General features: G+C 72.8%; 14 protein-coding genes and 1 pseudogene. 4 read left to right on the top strand and 11 right to left on the bottom strand.

What is annotated here, in order from left to right:
* Positions 1-77: 77 nt before the first annotated feature.
* Positions 78-1427 carry a class II 3-deoxy-7-phosphoheptulonate synthase gene (locus tag JGS22_RS18335; RefSeq protein ID WP_211039747.1) on the bottom strand — a complete coding sequence of 450 codons (1350 nt, stop codon included), beginning with the start codon at positions 1425-1427 and terminating at the stop codon, positions 78-80.
* A 209-nt stretch (positions 1428-1636) separates the two neighbouring features.
* Here JGS22_RS18335 and JGS22_RS18330 point away from each other — a divergent pair, with 209 nt between their 5' ends.
* The gene (locus JGS22_RS18330) at positions 1637-3610 is read left to right on the top strand and encodes an anthranilate synthase family protein (RefSeq protein WP_211039748.1); all 1974 of its coding nucleotides are present in this window, start codon (positions 1637-1639) and stop codon (positions 3608-3610) included.
* 209 nt (positions 3611-3819) lie between these two features.
* Here the strand turns inward: JGS22_RS18330 and JGS22_RS18325 are convergent, their stop codons facing one another.
* From JGS22_RS18325 to JGS22_RS26435, 4 genes and pseudogenes are all read right to left on the bottom strand, one after another.
* A complete protein-coding gene (locus JGS22_RS18325) occupies positions 3820-4818 on the bottom strand; it encodes an ATP-dependent 6-phosphofructokinase (RefSeq protein WP_211039749.1) in 999 nt (332 codons plus the stop codon).
* A 146-nt stretch (positions 4819-4964) separates the two neighbouring features.
* On the bottom strand, positions 4965-5606 hold the full coding sequence (locus tag JGS22_RS18320) for a response regulator (RefSeq protein WP_211039786.1): 642 nt from the start codon (positions 5604-5606) through the stop codon (positions 4965-4967).
* Positions 5607-5761: 155 nt separating this feature from the next.
* The gene (gene macS / locus JGS22_RS18315; protein WP_211039787.1) at positions 5762-6940 is read right to left on the bottom strand and encodes a MacS family sensor histidine kinase; all 1179 of its coding nucleotides are present in this window, start codon (positions 6938-6940) and stop codon (positions 5762-5764) included.
* Between the two features lie 35 nt (positions 6941-6975).
* Positions 6976-7407, bottom strand: a pseudogene (locus JGS22_RS26435) (1-acyl-sn-glycerol-3-phosphate acyltransferase); the annotation flags it as partial.
* Between the two features lie 240 nt (positions 7408-7647).
* Between JGS22_RS26435 and JGS22_RS18305 the strand changes: the two are divergent.
* Positions 7648-8409 carry an alpha/beta hydrolase gene (locus JGS22_RS18305; RefSeq protein ID WP_211039750.1) on the top strand — a complete coding sequence of 254 codons (762 nt, stop codon included), beginning with the start codon at positions 7648-7650 and terminating at the stop codon, positions 8407-8409.
* Positions 8406-9131: a hypothetical protein gene (locus tag JGS22_RS18300; RefSeq protein ID WP_211039751.1), complete on the top strand. Its 726-nt coding sequence runs from the start codon at positions 8406-8408 to the stop codon at positions 9129-9131. Before JGS22_RS18305 ends, JGS22_RS18300 begins: the two co-directional genes overlap by 4 nt.
* A 393-nt stretch (positions 9132-9524) precedes the next feature.
* Here JGS22_RS18300 and JGS22_RS18295 read toward each other — a convergent pair whose 3' ends face one another.
* From JGS22_RS18295 to JGS22_RS18270, 6 genes are all read right to left on the bottom strand, one after another.
* Positions 9525-10307 carry an endonuclease/exonuclease/phosphatase family protein gene (locus tag JGS22_RS18295; protein WP_211039752.1) on the bottom strand — a complete coding sequence of 261 codons (783 nt, stop codon included), beginning with the start codon at positions 10305-10307 and terminating at the stop codon, positions 9525-9527.
* Between the two features lie 17 nt (positions 10308-10324).
* Entirely contained in the window at positions 10325-11266 is a 942-nt protein-coding gene (locus JGS22_RS18290) for an ROK family glucokinase (RefSeq protein ID WP_211039753.1), read from the bottom strand.
* A gap of 74 nt (positions 11267-11340) precedes the next feature.
* Positions 11341-12036, bottom strand: a complete 696-nt coding sequence (locus JGS22_RS18285; protein WP_211039754.1) for a DUF5304 family protein — start codon at positions 12034-12036, stop codon at positions 11341-11343.
* Positions 12037-12228: 192 nt separating this feature from the next.
* Positions 12229-13662: an ArsA family ATPase gene (locus JGS22_RS18280; RefSeq protein ID WP_308405739.1), complete on the bottom strand. Its 1434-nt coding sequence runs from the start codon at positions 13660-13662 to the stop codon at positions 12229-12231.
* On the bottom strand, positions 13663-14112 hold the full coding sequence (locus JGS22_RS18275; protein ID WP_211039755.1) for an SRPBCC family protein: 450 nt from the start codon (positions 14110-14112) through the stop codon (positions 13663-13665).
* 193 nt (positions 14113-14305) lie between these two features.
* Entirely contained in the window at positions 14306-15076 is a 771-nt protein-coding gene (locus JGS22_RS18270) for a metallophosphoesterase family protein (protein WP_211039756.1), read from the bottom strand.
* 359 nt (positions 15077-15435) lie between these two features.
* On the opposite strand from JGS22_RS18270, the gene JGS22_RS18265 reads away from it, so the two are divergent.
* Positions 15436-17235, top strand: coding sequence for an AMP-dependent synthetase/ligase (locus JGS22_RS18265; protein WP_211039757.1), 1800 nt, complete (start codon positions 15436-15438; stop codon positions 17233-17235).
* The last annotated feature ends 94 nt before the right edge of the window (positions 17236-17329 follow it).

Below are 17329 nucleotides of genomic sequence, written 5' to 3'. Positions count from 1 at the left end.
CCGCGACCCCGTTTCTCGACCGGCGCCGGAGCGCCGAGCGAGGAGACGTCGTACGGGACGAGCCGTCCTGCCCGCGCCTACTGGTCCCGGTACATCTCCGCGACCAGGAAGGCCAGGTCGAGCGACTGGCTGCGGTTCAGCCGCGGGTCGCAGGCCGTCTCGTAGCGCTGGTGCAGATCGTCCACGAAGATCTCGTGGCCGCCGCCCACGCACTCGGTGACGTCGTCGCCCGTCAGCTCGACGTGGATGCCGCCGGGGTGCGTGCCGAGCTCCTTGTGCACCTCGAAGAAGCCCTTGACCTCGTCCAGGACGTCGTCGAAGCGACGGGTCTTGTGACCGGAGGCGGCCTCGAAAGTGTTGCCGTGCATCGGGTCGCAGACCCAGGCGACCTGGGCGCCGGAGGCGGTGACCTTCTCCACGAGGGTGGGCAGCTTGTCGCGGACCTTGTCCGCGCCCATCCGCGTGATGAAGGTGAGTCTGCCCGGCTCACGGTCCGGGTCGATCCGGTCGATCAGCGTGAGCGCCTCCTCCGGAGTGGTGCCCGGGCCGAGCTTGACGCCCACCGGGTTCTGCACCCGGGAGACGAACTCGATGTGCGCGCCGTCGAGTTGGCGGGTGCGCTCGCCGACCCAGACCATGTGGCCCGAGACGTCGTACAGCTTGCCGCTGCGCGAGTCGGTGCGGGTCATCGCACCCTCGTAGTCGAGGAGCAGCGCCTCGTGCGAGGAGAAGAACTCGACGATCTTGAACTCCTCGGGGTCCACCCCGCAGGCGTTCATGAAGTTCAGCGCGCGGTCGATCTCGCGGGCGAGGGCCTCGTAGCGCTGGCCGGAGGGCGAACTGCGCACGAAGTCCTGGTTCCAGGCGTGCACCTGTCGCAGGTCGGCGTAGCCGCCCGTGGTGAAGGCGCGCACCAGGTTCAGCGTGGAGGCCGAGGCCTGGTACATCCTCTTCAGCCGGTCCGGGTCCGGCGTGCGGGCCTCGGGCGTGAAGTCGAAACCGTTGACCGAGTCGCCCCGGTACGTCGGCAGGGTGACGCCGTCCCGGGTCTCCGTCGGCTTGGAACGGGGCTTGCTGTACTGGCCGGCGATCCTGCCGACCTTCACCACCGGCACCGAACCGGCGTAGGTGAGTACGGCGCCCATCTGCAGCAGCGTCTTCAGCTTGTTGCGGATGTGCTCGGCGGAGACACCGTCGAAGGCCTCCGCGCAGTCTCCGCCCTGGAGCACGAACGCCTCGCCGCGCGCGACGGCGGCCAGCCTGTCCTTGAGCTGGTCGCACTCGCCGGCGAAGACCAGCGGCGGATAGGACTCGAGCTCGGCGATCACATCGCGCAGAGCCTTCGAGTCCGGGTAATCGGGCTGCTGCGCCGCGGGCAGGTCTCGCCAGGTGTGGGCACCGGCGTCGGATTTCGCGTTCACGGTCACGGCGACAGGTTACGTGCTCGCCGGGAGAGCCATGGCCACAGCTCACGGGATGAGACGCCCGGGCCTCGGGCCCCTCCGGGACCGACGGGGAAGGCCGCAGGTCCGGTAGGGTTCGGCTGTGCTCACGCAGTTCTCACAGGTCTCGCAGACCCGTACGTGGTGGTGGCCCGCTGATCCGGCGGCCCACTGACTGCGCGTACCCCCAGTACATGTCCAGGCCGCCCAAGGGCGGCCTTTCGTGTTTCCCGGGACCGCCCTTCCGTGCTGCCTCACCGGAAGGAACGAACGTGCCGCTGCGCCTGCTCTCCGCACTCCTGACCGACGACGACCCGCCTCCCTTCGCGCTGCTGCGCCGCCGTACGCCGGGCCGTGACCCCGACACCGTCGAACTGCTCACCGGCCCCGTGCGGGAGGTGGACCGGCTGGCGGACCTGCCGGACCGCGAACAGGGCGCGCTGGCCCTGCTGCCGTTCCGGCAGATCGCCGAACGCGGGTTCACGGCACGCCAGGACGGCACCCCGTTGAGCGTGCTGCTGCCCGAGCAGCGCGCCGAGCTCCCGCTCGACGCGGCCCTCGCCCTGCTGCCCGACCACCGGGTGGCGGTGGCCGAGGGCGGCTTCGACCTCGACGACGCGGCGTACGCGCGGCTGGTGCGCCGGGTGGTCGAGGAGGAGATCGGCACGGGTCAGGGCGCCAACTTCGTGATCCGCCGCACTTTCCGCGGCCGGGTGGCGGATTACACGGCCCGCGACGGGCTCGCGCTGTTCCGCACGTTGCTGGAGACCGAGCGCGGTGCGTACTGGACGTTCGTGGTGCACACCGGCCGGCGCACCCTGGTCGGCGCCGCCCCGGAGGTCCATGTGCGGATGAGCGGCGGCACCGTGGTGATGAACCCGATCAGCGGGACCTACCGCTACCCGCCGGACGGCCCGACGCCGGAGGGTCTGCTCGACTTCCTCGCGGACGGCAAGGAGCGCGAGGAGCTGTCCATGGTCGTGGACGAGGAGCTGAAGATGATGTGCGCGGTCGGGGACGCCGGCGGAGTCGTCGTCGGCCCGCGGCTCAGGGAGATGGCTCATCTGGCGCACACCGAGTACGAGTTGCGCGGACGCAGCAGCCTGGACGTGCGCGAGGTGCTGCGCGAGACCATGTTCGCCGCGACCGTCACCGGGTCGCCGGTGCAGAACGCCTGCCGGGTGATCGAACGTTACGAGCCGACCGGTCGCGGCTACTACGCCGGTGCGCTCGCGCTGCTCGGCCGGGACGCGGGCGGCGCGCAGACCCTGGACTCCCCCATCCTCATCCGCACCGCCGACATCGACGCCGCGAGCGGACAGCTGCGCGTGGGGGTCGGGGCCACCCTGGTGCGGGACTCGGACCCGGCGAGCGAGGTCGCCGAGACCCACGCCAAGGCCGCCGGTGTGCTGAGCGCGCTCGGAGTGGGGTCGGTGCGCCGGCCCGCCGCGGGGGCGACCGGTGCGTCCCTGGCGGACGACCCCCGGGTCCGGCGGGCGCTGGACGCCCGCCGGGCAGGTCTCTCGCCGTTCTGGCTCCGGATGCGTACGGGCGACTCCCGGCCGGTGGCCGCACCGCCCGGCGAGGTGCTCGTCGTGGACGGCGAGGACACCTTCACCGCGATGCTGGCCCACCTGCTGCGGGCGACCGGCCCGTCCGTCTCGGTGCTGCGCCACGACGAGCCGGGACTCGCGGAGATCGCGCGCGAGCACCGAGGACCGATCGTGCTGGGCCCCGGCCCCGGCGACCCGCGTGCGCGGACCGTGCCCGCGGTGCGCGCGCTGCGGGCGCTCGCCGCGGAGCTGCTGGCCTCGCACCGGCACGGGCTGCTGGGCGTCTGCCTGGGACACGAGATGATCGCCGCCGAGCTGGGGCTGGACCTGGCGCCGAAGCAGCGCCCGTACCAGGGGACGCAGCTGACCGTCGACTTCTTCGGCCGGCCGGAGACCGTGGGGTTCTACAACTCCTACACCGCACGCTGCGACGAGCCGACCGAGACGGAACTCGCGCTGCACCGCGTCGAGTTGAGCCGCGACCCGGCCAGCGGCGAGGTGTACGCGCTGCGCGGGCCGGGCTTCGCCGGCGTGCAGTTCCATCCCGAGTCGGTGCTGACGCTCAACGGGCCGGAGCTCCTCGCCGATCTGCTCGCCGGAGCGCTCACCGGCTGAGCCGGCCCGGGCGCCGCGACGGTCGTGGCCCTCGCGGCGCCCGCCGGCCCGCACCGCGGTACGGCGACTCACGGGCGGTACGGGTCGACTCACGGGCGGTACGGGTCGACGCACGGGCCGTACGGGTCGACGCACGGGCGGTCGGGCAGGCGTCGGCACACCCGCGGGGCGGGGCGGTGCAGAGCCGGGCGGTACAGAGCCCGGCGGGCTCAGCCGAAGAAGATCTCGTTGTCCGCGTACAGCGAGGCGTCGACCCTCTTGCCCCGCGATACGGCGTCAGCCAGCCGCACCCGCTCCACGCTCGCGCCGTGCACCGCGACCATCGCGCCCCAGTCCCCCTCGTGCACCGCGTCCACGGCGTGCAGCCCGAAACGGGTGGCCAGCCAGCGGTCGTACGGGGTCGGGGTGCCGCCGCGCTGGATGTGGCCGAGCACCGTCGTACGTGCCTCGTGCCCCGTGCACCGCTCGATCTCCCGGCCCAGCCACTCGCCGATGCCGGACAGCCCGGTGAGGTCGACCTCACCGGAGGCCGGCAGCGCACTGTCGGAGACCACCACGATCGGCGAGTACGTCGCCTGGAAACGGGACTCGACGTGGCCGCAGACGCGGTCGAGGTCGAAGGGGAACTCGGGGACGAGCACGCAGTTGGCGCCGCCGGCCAGGCCCGCGTGGACCGCGATCCAGCCGCTGCTGCGGCCCATCACCTCCACGACCAGCACCCGCTTGTGCGATTCGGCGGTGGTGTGCAGCCGGTCGATGGTCTCGGTGGCGACCGTCACCGCGGTGTTGAAGCCGACGGTGTAGTCGGTGCCGTGGATGTCGTTGTCGATGGTCTTGGGCACTCCGACGCACGGGACGCCGTGCCGGTCGGCGAGGACCGCGGCGGCGGTGAGGGTGTTGATGCCGCCGATGACGATCAGCCCGTCCACGCCGCGGTTGCGGAGGGTTTCCGCGATGCGGCGCGGGCCGTCGGGCGCGGTCAGCGGGTCGGTGCGGGAGGAGCCGAGGATGGTGCCGCCCCGGGGGAGGGTGCCGCGCACGGCGGGGATGTCGAGTTCGAGGGCGCGGTCGTGCAGCACGCCGTCCCACCCGTCGAGGAACCCGACGACGGAGTCGCCGTAGCTCTGCACGCCCTTGCGGACGATGGCGCGCAGGGCCGCGTTCAGCCCCGGGCAGTCGCTGCCCCCGGTCAGTACTCCGATCCGCATGGCACTTCCTCTCCGCAGACCACCGTTGTGCGGCCCGGCGCCCGGCAGACCGTCGGTCTGCGGCCGGGCCGCTGGTCACCGTACGTCAGCGCGGGCCCAACTCTCCCCGGCGCGCCACGATTTGGGCGGGTTGGACGCGGCAGGCCTCACTCTCCGTCCAGCCCGCGTTCGATGGCGTACCGCACCAGCTCGACGCGGTTGTGCAGTTGCAGCTTGCCGAGGGTGTTCTGCACGTGGTTCTGCACGGTGCGGTGGGAGATGAACAGCCGCTCGGCGACCTGCTTGTAGGAGAGCCCCTTGGCCACCAGCCGCAGCACCTCGGTCTCCCGCTCGGTGAGCTGCGGCGCCGCGGCCTCCTGCGGCTCGGCCGGGCTCTGCGCGGCGAGCCTGCGGTACTCGCCGAGCACCAGCCCGGCCAGCCCGGGCGTGAACACCGCGTCCCCCTCGGCGGTCCTGCGCACGGCGTCCACGAGCTCCTGCGTACTGGCGGACTTCACCAGGTAGCCGGTCGCGCCGGACTTCACCGCCTCCAGCACGTCGGCGTGCTCTCCGCTGGCCGAGAGCACCAGCACCCGCAGCGCCGACCCCTTGCCGACCAGCTGCTTGCACACCTCCACCCCCGGCAGCGTGGGCAGGTTGAGGTCGAGCACCAGCACATCGGGCTCGCAGGTACGGGCGCGGCGCACCGCCTGCGGCCCGTCCTCGGCAGTGGCGACGACCTCGAAGCCGGCCGCCGCCAGGTCCCTGGCCACGGCGTCCCGCCACATGGGGTGGTCGTCGACCACCATGACCCGCACCGGCGCGACGCCCCCGCCGGTGCGTGCGCCCCCGCCCGTACGCGGGTCCGCCGGTGCGTCCCTGCGGGCGTCCACCCCCTTGTCCCCCGGTGTGCCCGTACGCGCGTCGGAACGTGTGTCCTCGTCCGCGCCGGTGTGTGCGTCGCTCATTTCGGCACCCTCAGCTCGACTTCCGTACCCTGCCCGGGAATCGACACCACCTCGGCGGTGCCCCCCACTTCGTGCAGCCGTCCGACGATGGACAGCGACACCCCCATCCGGCCCTCGCGCTCGGCGGCGGCCAGCCGCCCGGCGGCGACGCCGGGGCCGTCGTCGCGCACCGTCACCAGCACCGCGTCCGGCTCGTCCTCCAGCAGGATCCACGCACTGGCGCTCTCCCCCGCGTGCTGCCGCACGTTGTCCAGCGCCGCGGCCACCGCCGCGTCCGTCATCCGCGCCGCGCGCTCGGGCATCGCGACGGGGCTTCCCGGACCGGCGAAGGTCACCGCGGTACCGGCGCGGGCAGCGAGCAACTCCGCAAGATCCCGGGTGACTTCGCCGCCCGCACCCGCGCCGGAACCGTACTCGGATCCGGCCACGTCTCTCGCCGCGTCCGCGGCGGTCGGACCGGTGGAGACCAGGGAGCGCAGCGCGACCTCCTGTTCCCCCGCCAGCCGGCCGATCTCAGCCGCCCCGCCCCCGATCTCCGTCCCTCTGCGCTGCACCATCGCGAGCACCTGGAGGACGTTGTCGTGGATGTCGCGGGCCAGCCGCTCCCGCTCCCGGGTGGCCGCCTCCACCTTCAGCGCCTCGGCGAGGGTGTGCTCGCTGGCGCGGGCGACCTCGACGACGTAGCCGATGCCGATACTCGCCACCGTCACCAGCAGCACGTTGTGCACGGTGTCCCGGGTCAGGCCGCCCTCCTCCAGCACGTTGGCGGCTCCGACCACCAGGGAGGCGCCGGCCGCCCAGCGCCAGCCGTGCTTGATGGCGAGCGCGAGCACCGGTCCGGCGACCCAGATGGTCGGCAGGCTCGGATTCACCGCCCCCGTCGTGTCGGCCACCGGTGTCAGCAGGATGCCCCCGACCCCCAGCGAGAAGTCGCACCCCAGGAAGACCGGGGTGCAGCGCTCTGCGGAGGAGACGTGGCGCAGGGTGGCCAGCGTCCAGCAGACCAGCACGGCCAGGTACACCACGCCCACCAGCGGACGGCCGTAGGTGTCGTGGTGGTAGAGGAAGACGCCGGTGGCGTACGCCGTGGTCAGGAGTCGGTAGCCGACCAGCGCACGCCACAGCGGGGCCTCCACCGAGACGTTCGGCGCGGTGGCGGTCGGGGTGTCGGCCATCGGTGCGTCGGTGGCGCGGGATGCTGCGGTCTCGGTCACGTTCCCCCTCCGGGTGCCCGGCACGGTACGGCCCGGCGGCCCCGGGCGTCTGTCCTGCGGCGCGTCCGGAGCCCGAACTCCGGTCGCCGGCAACGGAATCGGTCCCGCTTCCGGTTCTGCTTCCGGTTCTGCTTCCGGCCCTCCCTGCCCGGAGCCTTCACCGCCTCGTCGATCCGGCGCCCGGCGGCGCCGACGTAGATGTCGACGTACTCCTGCCCCGAGAGCCGCATGATCTCGTACATCACCTCGCCGGTCAGCGCCCGGGTGATGAACCGGTCGTGCTCCGTGCCGTCGTAGCGCGAGAAGTCCGGCGGAGGGCCGATCCGCATCCCTGGCCGCAGCAGCTCGGGAACCACCTTGCCCGGGGGCTGGATCTCCTCGGTGCCGATCCCCGCGACGGCGATCACCGGGGCGCCGCTGCCGGGCGCCGGCGGAAGGCGAGCTTCAGCGAACTACCGACGGGCAGCTTCATCGCGCCGTACAGCAACCGGACCTCCCCGTGTCGGACCTGCCGACCCTATCCCGCCACGTTCTGGCGCGAACTCTGCACGGACGGTCCCGCCGTACGGCCTCCGCCCCCGCGCGCGCACTGCGGGCTACCCGGCCGGTGCCCGCTCCGCGTAGGGTGATCGGACCCCCGAAACGCGTGCTGTCGAACGGAGACCACGGTGCCTCTGCTCCCCGGTAGTGAGCCGATGTTCCACGAGGGCGGCCGGACCGGCGTGCTGCTCTGCCACGGCTTCACCGGCTCGCCGCAGTCGCTCCGCCCCTGGGCGCGCCACCTCGCCGAGCAGGGCCTGACCGTCTCGTTGCCGCTGCTTCCCGGGCACGGCACTCGCTGGCAGGACCTCCAGCACACCGGCTGGCAGGACTGGTACGCCACCGCGGACCGGGAGTTGCGGCTGCTCGCGGAGCGCTGCGACCGGGTCTTCGTGGCGGGGCTGTCGATGGGCGGCGCGCTCGCGCTCAGGCTCGCGGCCCGGCACGGCGACACCGTCAGCGGTGTGGTCGTGGTCAACCCGGGGATGACGATGAAGCCCCTGGACTCGCTGGCGCTGCCTGTCCTGCGCCATCTCAAGGCGTCCACCCGCGGCATCGTCAGCGATATCGCCAAGGAGGGCGTGGTGGAGAGCGGATACCAGCGGGTTCCGCTGCACGCCGCGTACTCCCTGCGGAACTTCTTCACCCTGGTGCGCGGGGAGCTTCCGCAGGTGACCCAGCCGCTGCTGGTGCTGCACAGCAGGGTCGACCACGTGGTGCCGCCGAGCGATTCGGCGATCGTACTGAACAAGGTCTCCTCCACGGATGTGACGGAGACCGTCCTGGAGAGCAGCTACCACGTGGCCACGCTGGACCACGACGCGGAGCGCGTCTTCGCGGACTCCTGCGGATTCATCACCCGGCTGACGACGAGGAAGATCAGCACGTGACGGAGCGTGAGCACGGGCGCGGCGAAGGCCGCGAGCCCCTCGACGAGGAAGCTGCCTGGGCGCAGATCGTGGCGGGTTACGACCGGGACGGACGTTCCCCCTCGGAGTCGGACCCGGCCGAGGACCTGGCCGGGCGGATCGGCCCGGCGTCCCCGGGCGACCGGCCTCCGGCCTCCCGGGAGACGGGCTCCTCGGAGGACGGCCCCTCGAAGGCCGAGGACGGTACGGGCGGCGAGGACGGCACCGGGGCGCGTCCTGGCCACGGCCCCGACCGGACTTCCGGAGCGGACGAGCCGGGTTCGGGCAGCCTGCTGGAGAAGCGCCGCCCCTCCGGCGAGGACGAGGACCGGCCCGACGGGGACGAGCCCGGCAGCGGCGACGGCGACGGCGACTCGAAGGTACGCACCTTCACCGTCTACGCCGCAGGCACCGGCCCTCGCGACTGGCAGCCCGCCGAAAGCGACGAGGACGACCACTTCGTCCCGCCCGAGCCGCCGCCGTTGCCGAAGCTCGACACCACTGCCCGGTTCGCCTGGCTCGCGGTGCTCGGCGGCCCTGCCCTGCTCTTCGGGGCGGTGCTCTTCCAGATCCCGATGAACTGGTGGATCACCACGCTCGGAATCGGCGGCTTCCTGGGCGGTTTCGGCACTCTCATCGCCAGGATGCGGTCGGAGGACGACGAGGAGGGATTCGAGGACCCGGGCCGAGGCGCCGTCGTCTGAGCCGGTCGGTACGCAACCGGCGCCCGCGAGAGATTGCCGGGTTCTGGCAATGCGCCCCGGCGCCCCCAGCTCCAGACTGAGGTGACCACACACCACAGGACCTGGGGGAAACATGGCCCTGCTGCTCGTCTTCTCAGCCATAGCACTGCTCACCGGCTGGGCACTGGCCGTTCAGCGCAATCGCGAGGCACGCGCCCGCGAACAGCGCCCCGAGGAGGAGTGAACGACACTGCAGGGGCGGGCAGTTGCCGAGGGCCCGCAACCGCGCCGCGGCGGTGGCAGCCCCGGCGCACCGAACCCCGACGTACGAGCGGCGGGCACCCGGGGGCCGGCGCCGCGGCCCCGAGGAGCCGGTCCGAACGGGCCGCGCCCGGTGCGCGGGACGGGGCCGCGTCAGCGCGACGGGGGCAGCCGCAGGGCGGCCAGCACCGGGAGGTGATCGCTGGCGGCGACCAGATCGGCGCGGGAGACCCCGGCCAGCCCGTCCGGCACCCCGCAGCCCAGCACCTCCACCGAGGAGGAGGCGAGCACCGCGTCGATGCGCTGGTGCGGACGGGCCGGCTCGGAGGTGTGACCGCCTCCCCAGGGCCGTACCGCGTAGCCGTCCTGGAGCCGGTCGGCCAGTCTGCGGAAGGACCGGCCGTCCGGGCGCTCGTTGAGATCGCCGGCGGCGACCGCGCCGACCGGCCCGCCCCGCAGCTCCCCCCGCGCGGTGAGCGCGTCCAGCCGGTCGAGCAGCATGTCCGCCTGGCGCCGGCGCTCGTCCTTCTGCAGGCTCAGATGGCAGCTGACCACTGCCAGCCCGGCGCGGTCGCCGAAGCGCAGCACGGCGGTGGCGAAACCGCGGCGGTGCAGTCCCGGCGTGTGCGGCAGCAGTACGTCCTCGGCCCACTCCACCCGCGCCCGGAGCGAGGAGAGGATCATCTGCCCGTTGGCGGTGGCGCCACCGGTGACGTGCACCAGACCGGACATCCCGGCGAGCCGGGCGGCGTGCGAGCGCCAGCGGAAGAAGCGCGGCGCCTCCTGCACACAGACGACGTCGGGGGCGCACGCCCGGATCACCCGGGCGAGCGCCCCCACGTCGTCACGCATGGAGCGGATGTTGTAGCTGAGCAGCCGGACGACCGCACCGCCGTCGGTGTCCGCGGCGGACGCGGGCAGGTCCGTGAGCGTCATCCCCGCAGCGTACGGCGTCAGCCCTGGCGCGCCAGGTCGGCGACACCCACCAGTCCGGCCTTGCCACCGAGTTGGGCGGCCAGCACCTGCGCCTGCGGACGCCACTGCGAGCCGACGAGCCAGCGGCGGTAGGACTTGCGGATCGGCTCCAGCACCAGCTCGCCCTCGTCCGAGACGCCGCCGCCGACGATGAAGGCGGACGGGTCGAAGAGGCTCGCCAGGTCGGCGAGGCCGGCGCCGGCCCAGCGGGCCAGCTCGCGGAAGGAGTCGATCGCCACCGGGTCGCCCTCCAGGGCGGCCTGGCTGACGTGCTTGCCGTCCACGCCCTCGGGGGTGCCGTCGCCCAGCCCCAGCAGCAGTGCCGCCCGCTCCGGGGTGGCCACCGCGCGCTGCCGGGCGTACCGCACCAGCGCGCTGCCGGAGGCGTACTGCTCCCAGCAGCCCTGGTTGCCGCAGCCGCAGAGCAGTCCGTCGGGCACCATCCGGATGTGGCCGAACTCCGCTGCCACGCCGAACCGGCCGCGGTGCAACCGGCCGCCGATGATGATGCCGCCGCCCAGGCCCGTACCGAGCGTGATGCAGACGACGTCGTCGTGGCCCTGGCCGGCACCGAAGCGGTACTCGCCCCAGGCAGCGGCGTTGGCGTCGTTCTCGATGACGACGGGCAGCCCGACCCGCTTCTCCACGAGGTCCTTCAGCGGCTCGTGCCGCCAGCTGAGGTTCGGGGTGAACAGCACCGTGGCGCGCTTGTCGTCGACGTACCCGGGGGCGCCGATGCCCACGGCGTCCACCGTGTGGTGGGCGCTGGCGCCGCGGACGGCGTCCGCGATGGCGTCGATCACTCCCTCGGTGGTCTTGGGGGTCGGCACCTTGCTGGTCTCGAGGATGTTGCCCTCCTCGTCGACCACACCGGCCGCGACCTTCGTACCGCCGATGTCGACACCAATGGTGAGTCCCATATGTCCCTCAGTTATCCGGTCGAACCCCGCCGCGCACAACGGTACCGGAGGCCCTGGAGGGCTTGTGACCCGCTTCAGTCCAGGTCGATGCGCTCGGTCGCGGGCGGATCGTCGCCCCCGGGGCCCCCGGAGGGCTCCTCGCCGCCCACGGAGCCGGCCCGCTCGCCGTCGCCCGCACGCCCGGCGGCACGGGGCTCCTCGCCGCTCGCGGCTTCCTCGCCGTCCTGCTTCCGTGGCTCCTCACCGGCCTGCCCGCAAGGCGCGGGACCGGACGTGGGAGCGGCTGGTTCGTCGTCCCGGGGAACGCGGACACTGGCAGCTTCCTGCCGCGTCCAGCGCTGCTCGTGGCCGGAGACCGCCGCCTGGTAGGCCGAGAGCAGCTCGGAACCGGCCGCCGCCAGATGCTCCAGCACTCTCGGGTTGCGCTCGACGACCGGCCCGAGCAACTCCTTGGCGCCCTCGGCGAGTTGACGACTCCACTGCTCGGCGGTGGACTCGGCCGCCCGTCGGCCGGCGGACTCCCCGGCGGCACCGGCCAGCGGGGTGGTGAAGTCGGAGATCCTGCGGGCCACCGAGTCGACCAGCCTGCCGAACTCGTCCGCCGCACTCGCGGGACGCTCTCCGGCCTGCTCGCGGCGACGAGCCCGCTCGGCCGCCAGATCCTCCGCGCAGGCCTCGGCCCAGGCACTGCCGTCCGGCTCTTCGGAACCGCGAGGGCTCTCGGAGCGCTCCGATCGCTTCGGGCTGTCCGGCTCGCTGGAATCGCTCATCACTTGCTCCCGCGGATTCTTCTCGATCGGGCGTTGGAGGCTCTGACCGTTCAACGGGCCCCGACCGCCGAACGTTCCGGTCGCCGGGTGCCCCGCATCAGCGGACACGCCGCACTGACGGGTGCCACGCTCGGCGAGGCGTCGCGCTGTCCGGCATCCGAACGTCCACCTGCCCCTCTTCGACAGTACCGCTCAGCGGGACCGCGGCCACAGTGCCGGATCCGGCCGAAACCGCACGGCGAGTTCACCCTCGGTCAGCCGTGCCCCGGCCACCGTGCAGCGTCGCAGCGCCGGCGGCAGCGGGAGCGCCCTGCGGTACGGGCCGACGGTCACGATCGCCTCGTCGCCGCGCCGCACCACTGCGAGCCGCTCCTTCTGCGCGCCCGGCAGCGGCAGCCACCAGACCAGCTCGCCCTCCTCGCTCAACCGGTCCTCCACCCGTCGCCGCACACCGCTCGAAGCGTCGCGGGGCCGGCCCGCGTCCGCCGCTCCGGGGTCTGCCGCGCCACCGGCCTCGGAGGGGCCGGCCGCGACACCTGCCGCGCCGGCACCTTCCTCGGTACCGCTCGCGCCGGGATTTGCCGTGCCCGCGTCCGCCGCGTCATCGTCCGCCGCATCGAGATCCGCCGCTGCCAGGACGGCGGCCAACTGCTCCGTCGGGTCCGAACGGCCGCCCAGATGCGGAAGTTCGACCACGGGCACGGGCCCGGCGGCCTCGGCGAGCTCCTCGCACACGGCGCGCTGCTCGGCGGCCCAACCGGTCTGCCAGGCGTCGCCGCCGTCCGGCACCATCCGGTTGGCGATCAGTGCCGTCACCGGCACTCCGGCGAGCGCCATCCCGGCCCGGGTCTCGGCGACCGTCCGCTCGGTCGAGCCGCCCGGCTCCACGACCAGGACGGCCGTGCTGCCGACGCTCTCGACCAGCTCCGCGAGGGCCGTGCACTCCGCCCGCATCCGCTCTCCGACCTCGTACAGCTGCCGCGCGGGCATCGGAACCCCCGCGAGCTGGGCCAGCATCGGCCGCAGCGCCCTGGCCGCCTGCCGCTCGGCAGGCATCAACCGGCCCAGATAGCGGTCGAGTTGGGCGGGCAGGAGGAGCAGCCGTACGGCCTCGGCGGCCGGCGGCAGGTCGACGACGATTCGCCGATGGCCCGCGGCGACGGCTTCGCGCAGCGCGCGCAGCACCGCCAGCGCGGTGGCCCCGGGAAGTTCGGTGACCTCGTCGCTCTCCAGCGGTTGGGCGCCGAACTGGTCCAGCAACTCGCCGCCGCCGCGCTGCAGATCGGCCACCCGGTCGCGGAAGTCCGCGACCACGTCCACGGCAATCACCTCGACCGGGGGCTGCCCGGCGGGAACGCTGTGCCCGGCGGACGCCGACAGCACCGCCGGCTCGGTGGTGATCAGTGCGGTGCGTACGCCGCCGGCACGAGCGAGGGCCGCGGCGACGGTCGTACGCCCCGCGCCGCCCGCGCCGGTGACGAACCGCACCCGTACGCCGCCACGGCCGCCACCGGCGCCGTCCGCGTCGGCCCCTGCGCCCCGCGATGCGGCGTCCCGCGCTTCGGCGTCCTGCGCTGCGTCGGGGCCCAGCGCCGCGTCGCCGGCGCGCGATGCGTGCTCGGACACCTAGGCCGTGCCGCCGGACGTGGACTCGACCCGCTTCTTCAGCCCGTCCAGCGCCCGATCGATGATGACCTTCTCGGCCTTGCGCTTGATCATCCCGAGCATCGGAATCTTGACGTCCACGGTCAACTGGTAGGTGACCTCCGTCTGTTGGCCGGTGGTGCGCAGCTCGTAGGAGCCGTCCAGCGCGCGCAGCATCTGCGACTTCACCAGCGACCAGCGCACCGAGAGGTCCGAGGACCACTCGTAGGCCAGCGTGTGCTCGTCCTTGATGGCCCCGGCGTCCAGCAGCAGCCTGACCTCCTTGGCCCTGCCCTGCTCGTCGGTGGAGAGGACCTCGGCCTCCTTCACCTCGCCCGTCCACTCGGGGTAGCGCGCGAAGTCGGCGATGACGCCCATGACTTCGGCCGCCGGCGCGTCGATGGTGATACTCGACCTGGTGTGTTCCGCCATCCCTGCGGCTCCTTTGGAAGACCCGTGCTGACCGGAGTTGCTGTCGCGACCGCTGCGCCGCGGTGACCGGCGGCCGTCCGCCGCCCGGGCAGAACATGCCGGAGCGGGTTGTCCGGGCGCCCGGGGGCGGGTGCCGCCCGAGCCCGTGCGTACGGCCGCCTGCGCAGGCTATCGCGCGCCCGGGGCGGCGCCGTCACCACTCCAGGACGTACGGCTTCCCGGTCGCGTTGAAGTGGCCGACGTTGACGCACTCGGTGGCGCCGATCCGCATCCGGGACGCCAGCGGCTGGTGGACGTGGCCGAAGAGCGCCCATCGCGGGCGCACTTCGCGGATCGCCTCCAGCAGGGCGGCGCTGCCCCGTTCGAACCGGCGGGCCACGGTGTCGTAGCAGAGCTCGGGCACCTCGGGCGGGATGTGCGAGCACAGGACGTCGACCCGGCCGAGGGCGGCGACCTTGGCGGCGTACGTCTCGTCGTCGATCTCGTACGGGGTGTTCATCGGGGTGCGAAGTCCGCCTCCGACGAAGCCGACCGTCAGCCCGCCGATCTCGACCGTCTCGCCGTCCAGCACGGTGGTGCCCGGGCGGGCGAACTCCGGCCACAGGTCGGGGGCGTCGACGTTGCCGTAGGTGGCGTAGGTCGGGGTGGGGAAGGCGGCGAAGAGCTCGGTGTACTGCCGGCGCACCGCGGCCTGGACCGCGGCTTCCCGGTCCACCGTGGCCCAGAGCCGCCGGGTGAACTCCCTCGCCTCGGTGAAGCGGCGGGCGGTGCGCAGCTCGACGATCTTGTCCGCGGCGGCCTTGCCGAAGAGATCGGGGAAGATCCCGCGCGAGTGGTCGGCGTAGTCGAGGAAGAGGATCAGGTCGCCGAGGCAGAGCAGCGCGTCCGCGCCCTCGCCGGCCCTGGCGAGATCGGCCGCGTTGCCGTGTACGTCGCTGACCACATGAATCCGAGTGCCGCCCATGGCGGCCAGCCTAGGACCCGGCCGCCGGACCGCGGGTCGGAACAGCGACTTCCGCCGTCGTCGCGGCAGGGGCAGCCGGTCGCGCCGGGCGGAGGGGAAGCGGGCGGGACACGGATCACGCCCGATCGATCTCGGGCTGTTACCACAACGGACAAAGGGTCGCTTACTCTTCCCTTCAGCGACACATGACCAGGCAAGTCGATGTGTGACACACCGAACATCTGACCCAGACCCCCTATCCGCGAAGCCATACCCGTGGGTAACGTCCGGGCCGTCCAACTCAAGGTTTCCGCCTTGAAGCGAGCCAACGGAGGCCGACGCAACGGCCGATGTTCCGGCGCCGATGAGGAGCAGCAGTCTTGCGCGAGTTCAGCCTTCCGGCCCTGTACGAGGTGCCCGCGGACGGAAATCTGACCGATCTGATCCGCCGGAACGCAGCCCGGTACCCGGACGCTCCGGTGATCGCGCGCAAGGACGCGGCGAACCCCGAGGCGTGGCAGGACCTCACGGCGGTGGAGTTCCGCGCCGAGGTGCACGCCGCGGCCAAGGGCCTGATCGCGGCCGGAGTACAGCCCGGAGACCGCGTCGCGCTGATGTCGCGCACCCGCTTCGAGTGGGCGCTGATGGACTTCGCGATCTGGCACGCCGGCGGCGTCACCGTGCCGATCTACGAGACGAGCTCGCCCGAGCAGATCGCCTGGATCCTCAGCGACTCCGGCGCGGTCGGCATCCTGGTGGAGAACGCCTCGCACGCCACCCACGTGGAGTCCGTGCGCGAGCGCGTACCGGGTCTGCGGGACGTGTGGGTCATCGACGACGGCGCGGTCGAGCAGCTGAACGCCGCGGGTGCCGGGGTCGACGAGGCGAAGCTGGCCGAGCACGCCGCCGCCGCGAGCGCCGACTCCCCCGCCACGATCGTCTACACCTCGGGCACCACCGGACGCCCCAAGGGCTGTGTGCTCACCCACCGCTCGTTCTTCGCCGAATGCGGCAACGTGGTGGAGCGGCTGCGCCCGCTGTTCACCCCGGGCGAGGGCTCGGTGCTGCTCTTCCTGCCGGCCGCGCACGTCTTCGGCCGCATGATCCTCATCGCCTCGGTGATGGCGCCCGTACGGCTGGGCCTGGTTCCCGACATCAAGCAGCTCACCGACGAGCTGGCCTCCTTCCGGCCCAACGTCATTCTCGGGGTGCCCCGGGTCTTCGAGAAGGTCTACAACTCGGCGCGCGCCAAGGCACAGGGCGAGGGCAAGGGCAAGATCTTCGACAAGGCCTCCGCCACTGCCATCGCCTACAGCAAGGCGCTGGACGCACCCGGCGGCCCCTCCCTCGGCCTCAGGCTCAAGCACAAGCTCTTCGACAAGCTCGTCTACACCAAGCTGCGCAACGTGCTCGGCGGTCGTGCCTCGCACGCCATCTCCGGCGGCGCGGCGCTCGGTGAGCGGCTGGGGCACTTCTACCGCGGCGTCGGCTTCACGGTGCTGGAGGGGTACGGCCTGACCGAGTCCTGTGCGGCGACCGCGTTCAACCCGTGGGACCGGCCGAAGATCGGCACCGTCGGACAGCCGCTGCCCGGCACCGTCATCCGCATCGCCGACGACGGCGAGGTGCTGCTGCACGGCGAGCACCTGTTCACCGGGTACTGGGAGAACGAGACCGCCACCAAGGAGTCCCTCACCGAGGGCTGGTTCCGCACCGGCGACCTCGGCACCCTCGACGAGGACGGCTACCTGGCGATCACCGGCCGCAAGAAGGAGATCCTGGTCACCGCGGGCGGCAAGAACGTGGCGCCGGCGGTCATCGAGGACCGCATCCGTGCCCACGCACTGGTCGCGGAGTGCATGGTCGTCGGCGACGCCCGTCCGTTCGTGGCCGCGGTGGTGACCCTGGACGAGGAGTTCCTGCCGCGGTGGGCCGAGGAGAAAGGCAAGTCCGGCCTCAGCCGCGAGGAGTTGATCGCCGACGCCGAGCTGCTGGCCGCCGTCCAGCAGGCCGTCGACGACGGCAACGCCGCGGTCTCCCGGGCCGAGTCGGTGCGCAAGTTCCGGGTGCTGACGAGCCAGTTCACCGAGGAGTCGGGCCACATCACCCCCTCGCTGAAGCTCAAGCGCAACGTGGTCGCCAAGGACTTCGCCGACGAGATCGAGGCGCTCTACCGCTGACCCGGCCGGCGCCGGACGGAGCACGGCCGGCCGCCTCCGTACCGCTCGCGGAACGGGAAGTGCCCGCAGTCCGCTCCGGACCGCGGGCGCTTCC

Source organism: Streptomyces tardus (assembly GCF_018101125.2).
In the GTDB taxonomy this organism is placed as follows: Bacteria; Actinomycetota; Actinomycetes; order Streptomycetales; family Streptomycetaceae; genus Streptomyces; species Streptomyces tardus.
Note: the sequence above shows the minus strand (reverse complement) of the source record. Positions and strands in the feature narration are given on the sequence as shown.

Bases quoted from the DNA above. Each gene is read 5' to 3' on its own strand.
- JGS22_RS18330 (WP_211039748.1), top strand. From the start codon at position 1,637: ATGTCCAGGCCGCCCAAGGGCGGCCTTTCGTGTTTCCCGGGACCGCCC.
- JGS22_RS18285 (WP_211039754.1), bottom strand. From the start codon at position 12,036: ATGAGCGATTCCAGCGAGCCGGACAGCCCGAAGCGATCGGAGCGCTCC.
- JGS22_RS18290 (WP_211039753.1), bottom strand. From the start codon at position 11,266: ATGGGACTCACCATTGGTGTCGACATCGGCGGTACGAAGGTCGCGGCC.
- JGS22_RS18325 (WP_211039749.1), bottom strand. From the start codon at position 4,818: ATGCGGATCGGAGTACTGACCGGGGGCAGCGACTGCCCGGGGCTGAAC.
- JGS22_RS18275 (WP_211039755.1), bottom strand. From the start codon at position 14,112: ATGGCGGAACACACCAGGTCGAGTATCACCATCGACGCGCCGGCGGCC.
- macS (WP_211039787.1), bottom strand. From the start codon at position 6,940: ATGGCCGACACCCCGACCGCCACCGCGCCGAACGTCTCGGTGGAGGCC.
- JGS22_RS18320 (WP_211039786.1), bottom strand. From the start codon at position 5,606: ATGGTGGTCGACGACCACCCCATGTGGCGGGACGCCGTGGCCAGGGAC.
- JGS22_RS18295 (WP_211039752.1), bottom strand. From the start codon at position 10,307: ATGACGCTCACGGACCTGCCCGCGTCCGCCGCGGACACCGACGGCGGT.
- JGS22_RS18270 (WP_211039756.1), bottom strand. From the start codon at position 15,076: ATGGGCGGCACTCGGATTCATGTGGTCAGCGACGTACACGGCAACGCG.